The sequence below is a fragment of the Deinococcus apachensis DSM 19763 genome (assembly GCF_000381345.1).
GTDB lineage: Bacteria > Deinococcota > Deinococci > Deinococcales > Deinococcaceae > Deinococcus > Deinococcus apachensis.
The window spans coordinates 250,143-262,389 of sequence record NZ_KB906399.1; the positions used below are offsets into that span (position 1 = coordinate 250,143).

The following is a 12,247-nucleotide window of genomic DNA, read 5'->3' on the forward strand; positions in this document are numbered from 1 at the left end:
GGCGGATGCTGAATCTGATTTCCTTCCAAGCGAGTGCGCTCGGCGCGCTGGGGCAACTCAGCCTGCTCGCCGCGCTGGCCTTCACCCTCGGCGGGACTTGGCTCTCCGTCGTCGGTGGCCTGAAGGCCGATACGCGGGCGACCGAGGCGGCGCGGCGCACAGTCTGGGCCGTCTTCGCCCTCGTGAGCCTGGGCACGCTGGCCCTGATGGTGGCGCTGCTGCGCGACGACTTCACCGTGCGCTACGTGGCCGAACACTCCATGCGGGCCTCCCCCACCTGGGTCAAGGTGACGAGCCTGTGGGGGGCGCTGGAGGGCTCGATCCTGCTGTGGGCCTGGCTGCTGGCGGGCTTCGCGCTCGTGCTGAGCCTCACCCTGAGGCGCGACGCGCTGCGGCCCTGGGCGCTGGGGGCAATGTTCGTCAGCCTGCTGTTTTTCGTGGGCGTGTGCGCGAGCATCGCCAGCCCCTTCACGCCGCTGAGTCAAATCCCCGCCGACGGATTGGGACCTAACCCCGCCCTGCAAAACCACTGGATGATGGCCGTCCACCCGGTCCTGCTGTACCTGGGCTTCGTGGGGCTGAGCGTGCCCTTTGCCTACGCGGTCGCCGCGCTCGTGACTGGGCGGCTCTCGGACCACTGGGTCGTGGTGACGCGGCGCTGGACGCTGGTCGCCTGGGCCTTTCTGACCGCCGCCATCGTCGCGGGCGGCTGGTGGAGCTACGAGACGCTGGGCTGGGGCGGGTACTGGGCCTGGGATCCGGTGGAGAACGCGTCGTTCATCCCCTGGCTGCTGACCACGGCCTTTCTGCACTCCATCCAGATTCAGGAGCGGCGCGGGCTGATGCGCGCCTGGAACGTGTGGCTGATCGTGCTCGCGTACGCGAGCACGGTGCTGGGCACCTTCCTGAACCGCTCGGGCATCGTGCAGAGCGTCCACGCCTTCGCGGGGGGGCCGGTAGGGCCGGTGTTCCTGGGCTTCCTGGCCTTCCTGCTCATCGCGGGGATCGGCCTGGCTGCCTGGCGTGCCCCCCACCTGCGCGACGAGGCGGATCCGCCCGCCCCGGTCAGCCGTGAGGGCGCCTTCCTGGCGGGGAACTGGCTCTTCCTCGTCTTCGCGGTGATGGTGCTCGTGGGCACCCTGTTCCCCACCCTGGTCGAGGCGGTGCAGGGGCGGCGGGACGCCTCCGTGGGTCCGGCCTTCTACAACGCCTTCGCCATTCCGCTGGGATTGGGATTGCTGCTGCTGATGGGCGTGGGGCCGCTGCTCCCGTGGCGGCGGGCGGACGGGCAGAGCTTCTGGCGGGCGCTGCGACCCCTGCTGCTGGCCGGGCTGGGGGCGGGGCTGATCGCCTTCGCACTCGGCGTGCGGATTCCAGGCGTGCTGGGCACGGTGGCCCTGAGTGCGTACAATCTCGTCGGGCTGGGGCTGCTGACGGTGCGGGCGATGCGGGAACGTGCGGCGGGAGGACGTAGTGGCGGGTTTGCTGCTCTCGTCCGCGAGCAGCCACGCCGCTACGGGGCCTATCTCGCCCACATCGGGCTGATCGTGGTCGCCCTCGGCATCGCCTTCTCGGGCACCTACCGGCAGGACGCGCAGACCACCCTCAACGTCGGAGCGGCACCCGTCCGGTTGCTGAACGAGACGCTGGCGCTGCAAGGCACGCGGCAGGACACCAAACCCTACGGCCGTTCCGCTGTGGCCCGTGTGCTGATCGACGGACGGCCCTTTGAGGCCCGGATGAATACCTACGTGCAGGGCGGCGAGACCGCCTTCCCCGCGCCTGCCGTTCGCTACGGGCTGCTGGGCGACACCTATCTGGTCGTAACCGCCTTCGACTCGCAGGGCCAGTGGGCCAGCGTGCGGCTGATCGAGAGCCCGCTGGTGTCGTGGATCTGGTGGGGCACCCTGATCGTGGTGCTCGGCGCGGGCCTAACGCTCGTGACGCCCCGGCGCGCGACAGTCCGCGCCCCCGCCCTGCGCTCGGCCCCGGCGACCGACTAAGCGAGAGTTCCTATGACTGAGATTCCCTCCCCTTCCAAACCCTCGGTGCCCGCCCCGCTGTGGCGGCGCCTGCTCCCCCCCATCCTCGCCGCCGCGCTCGTCGCCGTGCTGGGCGTGGCGCTGCTCAGTCCTTCCCGCAATGCCACGGACGGTGGTCCCCTTGTCGGCAAACCCGCGCCCCAATTCACGCTGACCAGCCTGGACGGGACGAAGGTCAGCCTCGCTTCCCTGAAGGGCCGTCCCGTTGTCCTCAACTTCTGGGCCTCCTGGTGCGGGCCGTGCCGGGAGGAGGCGCCCCTCTTCCGCGAACTCAGTACCCGGCAGGGCGCGGGGCAGGGCCTCGCCGTCGTCGGCATCCTCTTTCAGGAAACGAAGGAGCAGAATGCCCGCGACTTCATCCGCGAGTACGCCCTCGCCTACCCCTCGCTGCGGGACCCCGGCATCCAGACTGGGATCAACTACGGCGTGTCGGGCGTGCCCGAGACCTTTTTCATCGATCAGTCCGGTGTGATTCAACATGTGGACCGCGGCGGCCTGACCCGCGAGCGGTTGAACGCGGGGCTGACGAAGATCGGGGTGACGGGATTGTGAGGCGCCTTCTGCCCTCTGCCCTCTGCCTCCTGCTCTCTGCCTCCCTCGCCCTGACCCCGGCCCAGGAGGCGCGTGCGCAGCACCTCGGGAGCAACCTGCGCTGCCCGATCTGCACGGGCGTGCCCATCACCGAGAGCCCGAACGACATCAGCCGAGAGATGCTGCGCGAGGTGCGCGAGCAGGTGGCGGCGGGGCGCAGCGACCGGGATGTCTATGCCTACTTCGCCGCGCGGTACGGGAACTTCGTGCTGCTGGACCCGCCCAAGGAGGGGAGCAACCTGCTGCTGTGGGGCGCCCCGCTGGCGGCGCTGGCGGCGGGGGGCGCCGTGCTGTGGGGCTTCCTGTACCGCAAACGCTCGGCCCCGGAGGCGACGGCCCTGCTGTCCGCTGACGAGCCTTTCGACCCCTACCTTGCCGAGGTGCAGCGGCGGACGAGGCAGGCCGGTTCCGGGGAAGGGGGGCAGGTATGATCCTCAGCCTGACGCTGCTCGCCCTGATCCTGCTCGTGTCGCTGTGGCTGGTGCTGGAACCGCTGCGGCGGGGGGCACCGACCGATCCGGACGCTGCGGAACGCCAGCGGCTGACGGAGGAACGTGACCGCCTGTATGCCGAACTCGCGGCGCTGGAGGACGAGAGCCGCCGCCCTGACCTGGAACGCCGCGCGGCCCTGACCCTGCGGGCGTTGGACGCGCTGCCGCCCGCTCCTCCTCCCGCTACCCGTGCCGGACGGACCCGCACGCTGGCCCTGACCGGGGTGGGGGCCGCCGCCCTGCTCACGGTCACCGGGGCGCTGACCTTCGTGCCGCGCTGGCAGCTCGCCTCCCTGAACGGGCAGGAGGCGCGGAACGTCCAGGCCACACTGGCCCTGCCCAACCTGCGGCGCCGGGCCGAGGCGGGAGGCGACAAGGCCGCGTATATGGCCTGGGGCAAGGCGGCCTTCGACAGCGGGCACTACGACCAGGCACTCCCTGCCTACGGCAACGCCCTGAGGCTTGACCCCCGGCAACCCGAGGCGCTGCGGCGGCTGGGCATCCTGCTGCTGACGCGGGGCGACCAGACCGGGCAACAGATCAAGCCCGAGGACGCGCGGCAGGCCTTCCTCCTGATCCGCACAGCGGCGGGGCTCGCACCGAGGGAGCCGGAATCGCAGCTCCTGCTGGGCTTCGCGCTCGCCCGCTTCGGGCAGGACGCGGACGCGCTGACGGCGCTGGAACGCTACCGGACCCTGGATCCCAAGGGGCGGGACGCCGACGACCTCATCACCGCCATCCGTGCCCGCCAGAACGACGAGGACCCCGGCCTGCGGGTGTACGCGACGAACTGCGCGAGTTGCCACGGGCCGAACGGGAACGGCGGCGCCTTCGGCCCCAGCCTGCGGGCCTCCACCCTGACCCGCGAGGCGCTGCGGTCGGTCATCGTGAACGGCAAGGGGGCGATGCCCGCCTACCCCAACCTGAAACCCGCCGACCTGAACGCCCTGCTGGACGTGCTGGAACGCTGGCAGAAGGAAGGCTCTTGAGGCCCAGTCCCCGCAAGCTCAGCCGACGTGACCTGCTGGAACGCTGGTGGGTGCTGCCGGTGGCGGGGACGCTGGGCGCCTTCGGTTTCATGGGCTGGTACGCCTCGCGCGTGACCTTCGGCAAGGAGCGGGTAGGCGCGCCGAACTTCCAGCCGGAAGAGGCGCAGTGGGTGGCGTCCCGTTCCGCCCTGTCCGAGGAGTGGGCGGAGGTCGGGTTCACCTACGCAGGAAGGCCTTGCGTCCTGCTGCGGGTTCCCGAGCCCGTGCCCGGCGGCCTGAGCGTGGACGGCGCCCATTACGCCGCCTACTCCCGGGTCTGCACCCACCTGGGCTGCTCAGTTAACCTCGTGCGCGATCTGGAGATCCTCGCCTTCGCGTACAACTACCGCCCGCCGCAGGAGGACCGCCACCCTCAGCTCGGCTGTCCCTGCCACTTCAGCGTGTTCGACCCCCTGGGGGCGGGCGAGGCGGTGTTCGGCAAGGCGAACGGGCCGCTGCCCCGGGTGCGGCTGGAGGCACGCGGCGGTGACCTGTACGCGACGGGGATCGAGCCCGCCCCGGAACTGGGGGGCTGATGGAGGACCTCACCTTCACGCACGGCGACCTCGCCGCCGCCGCGGGCATCCTGATGGCAACGGCCGCCCGACTGGCCGAACGCGGTGAGCCGCTGTGGCCCGTGCCCAGCCTGACCCCTGAACGGCTGACGCGGCACTACCCCCCGGAGAGCTGGCGGGTGGCGTGGCGCGGGGAACAGGCAGTTGGGGCCTTCGCGCTGCTCGACCGCGACCCCCTCTTCTGGCCCGAGGACCCACCCGGCGAGGTGCGCTACCTGCACAAGCTGGGGATTCATCCACACGCGCAGGGGCGGGGTCTCGCGCAAGTGCTGCTGCTGGAGGCGGCGCGGGAGACGCGGGAGGCCGGGTGCGTCTTCCTGCGCTTGGATACCGCCGCCTCCCGTCCCAAGCTCCGGGCACTGTACGAGCGGGCGGGCTTCCGGGCGGTGGACGAGCGGGAGGTCAAGGGGTTCCACGTCGTCCGCTACGAGTTGCCGCTGGGGTGAGTCGCAGGCCGATCTGCGGCGCGCGAGCCGGGCCCGGTAGGAAAGCGGTCAAACCCTCCGCCCACCTCCCCCACCCGCTCTTTCTCCCGGGCAGCTTGAGCGTCTAGACCACCCGTCCCTTATGCTGGGCGGCGTGCTGACGAACGCCCGTTTGTGGAGGGGAGACCGGTGACCACCTCCCCCCTGCGCCCCCGCAGCGTCCTGTTCGCGCCGGGCAACCGCGCGGACCTGATCGCCAAGCTGCCCCGCTCCGCCCCCGACGCCGCCGTCCTCGACCTAGAGGACGCCGTGCCGGGGACCGGGGAGGCCAAGGCCGCTGCCCGCCCGGTCGCCCGCGACGCCGCCCGTGACCTGATCGCCGCCGCGCCGCACCTCGCCGTGTTCGTGCGGGTAAACGCGGTCCACTCGCCCTACTTCGAGGAGGACCTCGCGGTGCTGACACCAGAGCTTGCGGGCGTCGTGGTGCCCAAGCTGGAATCGGCGGCGGACGTGCGGCGGGTGACGGAGGCGCTGGCCGCGCGGGGCCTGGACCTCCCCCTCCTGGCCGGCCTGGAGACGGGGGCGGGGGTCTGGAACGCGCGGGAGATCCTGGCTGAGGACGCCGTGCCATGGGCCTACTTTGGGGCGGAGGATTACACGACCGACCTGGGAGGCACCCGCACGCCGGGCAACCTGGAGGTGCTGTACGCCCGCTCGCACGTCGCGCTCGCCGCGCGGCTGACCGGGGTGCACGCGCTCGACATCGTGGTGACGCGGCTGGGCGACGAGGCCGCCTTCCAGGCCGACGCCGCACAGGGCCGGGCGCTGGGGTACGGCGGCAAGCTCTGCATTCACCCGGCGCAGGTGCCCCTCGCGCACGACTACTTCGGCCCCACCGAGGCGGAGGCCGAGCGCGCCCGCCGCCTGCTGAGCGCCGCCCACGACGCTGCTCGGGAGGGCCGGGGTGCTTTCTCCTTCGAGGGCCAGATGGTGGACGAACCCATGCTCGCCAAGGCCCGCGCCATCCTGCACGCCAGGGGGGAACACGCATGAGGCGAATTCCGCTCCGTTCCAGACATTCCAGGAAAGCACTGGAAAGTCCTGCACTCCGCGGAACTCGCCTTCTCTCCTTCTCCCTTCGGTCGGGAGTGCTCAGGCCCTCTAGCTTGAGCACTCCGGAGGGTTTATGAACGACGACCTGACCCGCCCCCAGGGCCGCTACTTCGAGGAGCTGGTGCCCGGCACCGTCATCCGCCACCGCATCACCCGCACGGTGACCGAGGCCGACAACGTCTTCTTCACCACGCTGACCATGAACCCGCAGCCGCTGCACCTCGACCGCGAGTACGCCGCCGCGACCGAGTTCGGGCAGCCCCTCGTGAACAGCCTGCTCACGCTGAGCCTGCTCGTGGGCCTGAGCGTCCACGAGCTGACGCTGGGCACCCTGGTCGCCAACCTGGGGCTGACGGACGTGGTGTTCCCCAAACCCGTCTTCCACGGCGACACGATCCGCGCCGAGTCGGAGGTACTGGAGGCCCGGGAGAGCCGCAGCCGCCCGGACGCCGGAATCGTGACGGTCGAGCACCGGGCGATCAACCAGCGGGGCGAGGTCGTGGCTCGGTGCAAGCGGACGGCGCTCATGCAGCGCGGGCCGGAGGTCAGTCCGCCGCCGCAGGGGTAAGGTTCGCCTGCTCCTCGACCACCGAACGCCACGACAGCTTGCGCCTGCGCCAGGTGAAGATGGCGACCTTCACGACCTCCTCCAGCACCCGGGCGAGGAGCACACCCCACACGCCGAGGTCCAACCCGAAGGCGAGGAGCCACGCGAGCGGCAGGCCGACCGCGAAGGCGCTGATCGCGTCGCCCATCAGCACGCCGCGGGTGTCGCTCCCCGAGGGCAGGACCCCGCCGCCACGCACCAGGTTGGCGACCTTCACGACCTGCACGGCGGCATTGACCAGGATGGTCGTCAGGGCGATCTGGCGGACCTCTGCGCCCACGCTGGGGTACAGGGCGGGCAGCGCCAGGGCCGAGAGGGCGAACAGCACGCCAAAGGCCACACCCGTGACGAGGCCGAAACGTTCCACCGCCCGTGCCCGCTCGCGCGCCAGCCCGGCGTCCCCCTGGCCGACGGCCTGCCCGATAAGTGCGGTCGCGGCGGGCACCAGGCCCGAGGACGCCACGATGAAGATGCCCTCGATGGTGTACCCGATCTGCACGCCTGCCAGGACCGAGGTGCCCAGCCGGGCGAGAAAGAGCGCATACAGCAGGTTGCCGCCGCTCCAGGCGAGCTGGGTGGCGGCCAGGGGCAGCGACAGGTTCAGCAGTTCGCCCGTCAGGACCCGGCCGCCGCGCCCCAGCCCCGACCACGCCGGGGCGACGATACCGCGCGGCCCGTACAGGAACCAGCTCAGCAAGACCACCCGCAGCGCCTGCCCGGCGAGTGCGCCCCAGGCGGCGCCGACCAGCCCCAGGCGGGGGAATCCGGCAAAACCACGCACCAGCGCGTACCCCACGGCTACATTGACGCCCGCCGCGAAGAAGGTGGCGACCATGGGAATGCGGGGCCGCTCCAGCGAGCGCAGGACGTTGCCCGCCACGACGCTGAGGACGATCAGGGGCACGCCGAGCAGCGCGACCTGGAAGAAAGGCGTAGCGGCCTCCGACAGGTCTGCTGGGGCACCCAGGGCGCCCAGCACCGGACGGGCAAACGTGTGCAGCACGGCCACCAGGACGAGCGTGACGGCGGCGGAGAGCAGCAACGCCGTGCCCGCCGTCCGCGCCACCGCTTCCCGGTCCCCGGCCCCGTACGCGCGCGCGACGAGAATGCCTGCTCCCGAACCCAGGGTGCCCAGCGTGAAGATCGCCATCATGGTGACGTTGTTGGAAAAGCCGACCGCGGCCACCGCCGTCGCGCCCAGGGTCGCCACGATGAGCTGGGCCAGGAAATTGAACAGGAGCTGGATGACCGCCTCGAAACTCGCGGGCAGGGCCAGCCGCAGGATGTCGCGTAGATGAGCGCCAAACACAGAAAAACCTCCTGGGGCACTTTAAGCGAGGACCCTCCCCGGCACTTCCCGGATGTCTGAGCGAAAGCTCAACGATTCACGGCCCAGTCCGCGTAGGCAAGACAGGGAGGAAAAGAACATTCCCGGAGGGTGTATCTCCTGGGTATGCCTGAACCTCTCCGGGTCGCCATCGTGGGCACCGCCGCCCGCTCCGACTACCTTTACGGCCCACTGCTGCGGGGTCTGGCCGACCAGGTCGAACTCGTCGGCGTGTGGGGCCGCAGCGAGGGGTCGGCGCGGCGGCTGGGGGAAAGCCTGGGCGTGCCGCACTTCACCGACCTGGCAGCGCTGATCCGGGAGACGGGGGCGCAGATCGGCATCGTCTCGGTCGCCTACGAGGCCAATGGTCAGGTTGGGCTGATGGCAGTCGAACACGGCTTGCACGTGCTGCTAGAGACACCCATCGCGCACGACCTGGCAGAGGCGGATGCGATCATCCAGGCGGCAAAGAGCCGGGGGCTGAAGGTCGAGGTGGCCGAGCAGTTCCACCGCAGGCCGCTGGAGCAGATCAAGCTGAAGCTGATTCAGTCGGGGGTGTTCGGCCGGGTCTACTCTTCCTTCAACGACTTTGCCGGGCACGGCTACCACGGCGTCAGCGTGATGCGGAGCTACCTCGGCTTCGACGTCCGACCCCTGCGCGTCGTCGGGATGGTGCGGGACTACCACCTGGCGCCCCACTGGTCGTTCCTGGCGAATACTCGGGGTGAGCGCAGTGAGACGCAGGAACACGGCCTGGTCGAGTTCGAGGGCGGACAGATCGGCGTCTTCCACTGGACGAGCGTGGGCTACGACTCGGCCCTGCGCTGGTGGAGAAGCAGCCGCTTCCTGGCGGAAAAGGGGATGGGCGTAACGGTCGGCAGGGCCCACAGCCAAGACGAACGCTTGACCCTCCTCACCCCGGATGGCGAGGCGCCGCAGTTCATCACGCTGGAGCGGCGCCTGGAACGCAACGACGGCGGGGCACTGCGCTCCATCGTCGCGCATACGGGAGATTCCCTTCACCCCACCGCCGTCTGGGAAAATCCCTTTCAGCCCGCCCGCAAGGGCCACGGCCCCCAGTGGCACGACGACGAGATCGGCGTGGCGAGCTGCCTGATGAGCTTGGTGGACGCGGTGCGGACGGGGGGCCAGCCGACCTACGGGGCCGAGCAGGCGCGGCTGGATCAGGAGATCGTGCTGGCCCTGCAGCGGTCGTCGCAGCTTGGCGGGCAGCCGGTGGAGTTGCCTCTGGAGCGGTGAGGGGAACTGGCACCTATCCCCTCTCGGCTGAAGAGTTGTGTTCCTCTCTGCTAAGGAGGGCAAGCTGACGCTTGCCACCCCCTCCCAGCCTCCCCCGTGAGGGGGAGGAGGAACACCGCTAAAGCTTTTGCTTCTCAAAATCGTCTCTTGTGGACGGCCCTTTCCCACCCCTCGGCTCGCTCGCACACGGCCTTCAACCCGCCTTGCTCGCGCAGCGAAACGGTGGGCTCGCGACTGGGAAAACAACAAGATCAAACAGTGCGCGAGGGATGGGACGATCACGGACGAGATGGGCCGAGCCCCTGGCCGAGCGCAGCGAAAAGCTTCCCCCTCCACCCGGAGGAGAGACACGTGAGCGAGCCTGGCGTCAACGCGCGGGGCGCCCCGCGCGGCGGAGACGTGGCCCCCAGTGGGGGTAGGGGGCTGGGGGCAAGGTCAGCGACTGGGAGAGAACACCCCCTCTCAATCCGCCGCGTTGTACCAGTTGCGCTCCCAGCGGTGCCCGTACAGCCTCTGCACCTGCTCGGTGGGAAGCCCCCGCCCATCAGCCAGGGCGGCGTTGCGCTCCACGTTCCGCATGCTCCGCATCCCCACGATCACCGTGCTGACCGCCGGATGACTCAGGACGAAGCGCAGGGCCGTCTCCGGGAGCTGCTCGGTCGTGATCCCCAGATCGGACTCGATGGCGCGCAGATGTTCCTGCAACTCGGCCTTGCGGTCGCCGCCGAAATAGTTATTGCGCCAGTCACCCTGTGGAAAGGTCGTTTCCGGCGTGATATGGCCGGTCAGACTGCCCTCGTCGAGCGCGACGCGGACGATCACGCCCACCCCATTTACTCGGCAGGCGTCAAGCAGGCGATCCTGCGGCGACTGGTCGAAGACATTGTAGATAACCTGCACGGTCTCCACGAGGCCCGCCTCGACAGCCTTCACCGCGTTGTCCGGCTGGTGGTCGTTGATGGAGATGCCGAAGTGCCGGATCTTGCCGTCGCGCTTGAGCTGGGCCGCGGCGTCCTGCCAGTCCCCCTGCCCCAGCCAGGAGTCGTTCCAGACGTGAAGCTGCTGCACGTCAATGGCGGGCAGGCCCAGCCGTTCCAGGCTGGCCTCCGTCATGCGAATCATGTACTCGCCGGGAAAGGCCTGGTCAGCGGTCGTTTCCGGCGCGGCGGGCCACTGCCCATTTTTGGGGCTGATCTTGGTGGCAACGTACACGCCCGGATGGTCGCGGACCACTTGGCCCACCAGTCGCTCGCTGTGGCCGCTGCCATATCCCATCGCGGTATCGATAAAATTTCCGCCCAGTTCGATGTAGCGGCGCAGGGCGTTCAGGCTCTCGTCGTCCTGCGCGCCCTTCCACATGTCGGCCCCGATGCCCCATGCCCCGTAGCCGATCTCGGTGACCTGCAGGCCCGTGCGGCCCAGCGCCCTCTCGTGCATTGCCATGTTCGCCACGCTACGCCCGGCCCCCGGAGAAGGGCATGAGCGGGGGCTTCATGGAGGCAGCAGAAACACGCCCGCTCTTCCTTCTGATTGAAAAGCCATCTAGTGCCTTTTCTTGACATTCAGCAGGAACACGAACAGAATGCCCCACACGAGGCTTCCATGACGACAGACCCCCCGGCTCCCCTGATCCCCGCCCGTTCCTGGGCCATCATCGACTCGACGCTGCGGGAGGGCGAGCAGTTCGCGCGCGGGAACTTCAAACAGGGGGACAAGATCGAGATCGCGCGGGCACTGGATGCCTTTGGTGCTGAATTCATCGAGGTCACCACTCCCATGGTGAGCGCGCAGACGGCGGAGGATATTCGTCGGCTCACCGGGCTCGGTCTGAAGGCCCGCATCCTGACCCACGTGCGCTGCCACATGGACGACGTGCGGCGGGCGGTGGACCTCGGGGTGGATGGGCTGGACCTGCTCTTCGGCACGAGTTCCTTCCTGCGTGAGTTCTCACACGGCAAGAACATTGGGCAGATCATCGACACGGCTTCGGAAGTCATCGGGTGGATCAGGGAGAACCGCCCGGACCTACAGATTCGCTTCAGCGCCGAGGACACCTTCCGCTCGGAGGAGGCCGACCTGATGGCCGTGTACCGTGCCGTCTCCGACCTGGGCGTCCACCGGGTCGGGCTGGCGGACACGGTGGGGGTCGCCACGCCCCGTCAGGTGTATACCCTTGTGCGCGAGGTGCGAAAGGTCATCCATGAAGGGTGCGGCATCGAGTTTCACGGGCACAACGACACGGGCTGCGCGGTGTCGAACGCCTATGAGGCCATCGAGGCGGGGGCCACGCACATCGACACGACCATCCTGGGGATCGGCGAGCGCAACGGGATCACGCCGCTCGGGGGCTTCCTGGCGCGAATGTTCACCTTCGACCCGCAGGGGCTGATCGACAAGTACAACCTCGACCTCCTGCCCGAACTCGACCGCATGATCGCCCGGATGGTGGACCTGCCGATTCCCTGGAACAACTACCTGACGGGCGAGTTCGCCTACAACCACAAGGCGGGGATGCACCTCAAGGCGATCTACCTCAACCCCGGCGCGTATGAGGCGATTCCCCCCGGCGTCTTTGGGGTGGGCCGCCGCATCCAGGCCGCGAGCAAGGTCACAGGCAAGCACGCCATCGCCTACAAGGCGCGCGAGCTGGGCCTGCACTACGGCGAGGATGCCCTGCGCCGCGTCACCGACCACATCAAGGCGCTGGCCGAACAGGACGAGCTGGACGACGCGCATCTGGAGCAGGTGCTGCGGGAGTGGGTGAGCGCGTAGGGGCAGAGACCGGGAC

At 69.5% G+C, this 12,247-nt stretch carries 12 protein-coding genes; 10 read left to right on the plus strand and 2 right to left on the minus strand.

Annotated elements, in window-relative coordinates; translation table 11 throughout:
* Positions 1-5 precede the first annotated feature (5 nt).
* The 8 genes from F784_RS0105765 to F784_RS0105800 all read left to right on the plus strand — a co-directional run bounded on the left by F784_RS0105765 (position 6) and on the right by F784_RS0105800 (position 6,833).
* Positions 6-2,003 (plus strand): heme lyase CcmF/NrfE family subunit, encoded by a 1,998-nt coding sequence (locus tag F784_RS0105765; protein ID WP_019585766.1) that lies wholly within the window; start codon positions 6-8, stop codon positions 2,001-2,003.
* Between the two features lie 12 nt (positions 2,004-2,015).
* Positions 2,016-2,594, plus strand: a complete 579-nt coding sequence (locus tag F784_RS0105770; RefSeq protein ID WP_019585767.1) for a TlpA family protein disulfide reductase — start codon at positions 2,016-2,018, stop codon at positions 2,592-2,594.
* Positions 2,591-3,064 (plus strand): cytochrome c-type biogenesis protein, encoded by a 474-nt coding sequence (locus tag F784_RS0105775; RefSeq protein WP_019585768.1) that lies wholly within the window; start codon positions 2,591-2,593, stop codon positions 3,062-3,064. Before F784_RS0105770 ends, F784_RS0105775 begins: the two co-directional genes overlap by 4 nt.
* Complete coding sequence (locus tag F784_RS0105780) at positions 3,061-4,113, plus strand: c-type cytochrome (RefSeq protein WP_019585769.1); 1,053 nt, start codon at positions 3,061-3,063, stop codon at positions 4,111-4,113. Before F784_RS0105775 ends, F784_RS0105780 begins: the two co-directional genes overlap by 4 nt.
* The gene (locus tag F784_RS0105785; protein WP_019585770.1) at positions 4,110-4,688 is read left to right on the plus strand and encodes a Rieske 2Fe-2S domain-containing protein; all 579 of its coding nucleotides are present in this window, start codon (positions 4,110-4,112) and stop codon (positions 4,686-4,688) included. Before F784_RS0105780 ends, F784_RS0105785 begins: the two co-directional genes overlap by 4 nt.
* Positions 4,688-5,173: a GNAT family N-acetyltransferase gene (locus F784_RS0105790; protein WP_019585771.1), complete on the plus strand. Its 486-nt coding sequence runs from the start codon at positions 4,688-4,690 to the stop codon at positions 5,171-5,173. Before F784_RS0105785 ends, F784_RS0105790 begins: the two co-directional genes overlap by 1 nt.
* 168 nt (positions 5,174-5,341) lie before the next feature.
* The gene (locus F784_RS0105795) at positions 5,342-6,205 is read left to right on the plus strand and encodes an HpcH/HpaI aldolase/citrate lyase family protein (protein WP_019585772.1); all 864 of its coding nucleotides are present in this window, start codon (positions 5,342-5,344) and stop codon (positions 6,203-6,205) included.
* 133 nt (positions 6,206-6,338) lie between these two features.
* Positions 6,339-6,833: a MaoC family dehydratase gene (locus F784_RS0105800; protein ID WP_019585773.1), complete on the plus strand. Its 495-nt coding sequence runs from the start codon at positions 6,339-6,341 to the stop codon at positions 6,831-6,833.
* Here F784_RS0105800 and F784_RS0105805 read toward each other — a convergent pair.
* A complete protein-coding gene (locus tag F784_RS0105805) occupies positions 6,811-8,181 on the minus strand; it encodes an MATE family efflux transporter (RefSeq protein WP_019585774.1) in 1,371 nt (456 codons plus the stop codon). The two genes, F784_RS0105800 and F784_RS0105805, sit on opposite strands and share 23 nt — an antisense overlap.
* A gap of 144 nt (positions 8,182-8,325) precedes the next feature.
* Here F784_RS0105805 and F784_RS0105810 point away from each other — a divergent pair, with 144 nt between their 5' ends.
* Positions 8,326-9,459 carry a Gfo/Idh/MocA family protein gene (locus F784_RS0105810; RefSeq protein ID WP_019585775.1) on the plus strand — a complete coding sequence of 378 codons (1,134 nt, stop codon included), beginning with the start codon at positions 8,326-8,328 and terminating at the stop codon, positions 9,457-9,459.
* Between the two features lie 462 nt (positions 9,460-9,921).
* On the opposite strand, the gene F784_RS0105815 is transcribed toward F784_RS0105810, so the two are convergent.
* Positions 9,922-10,896, minus strand: coding sequence for an aldo/keto reductase (locus tag F784_RS0105815; RefSeq protein ID WP_019585776.1), 975 nt, complete (start codon positions 10,894-10,896; stop codon positions 9,922-9,924).
* Between the two features lie 165 nt (positions 10,897-11,061).
* Between F784_RS0105815 and lysS the strand changes: the two genes are divergently transcribed.
* The gene (gene lysS, locus F784_RS0105820; RefSeq protein WP_051086938.1) at positions 11,062-12,231 is read left to right on the plus strand and encodes a homocitrate synthase; all 1,170 of its coding nucleotides are present in this window, start codon (positions 11,062-11,064) and stop codon (positions 12,229-12,231) included.
* The last annotated feature ends 16 nt before the right edge of the window (positions 12,232-12,247 follow it).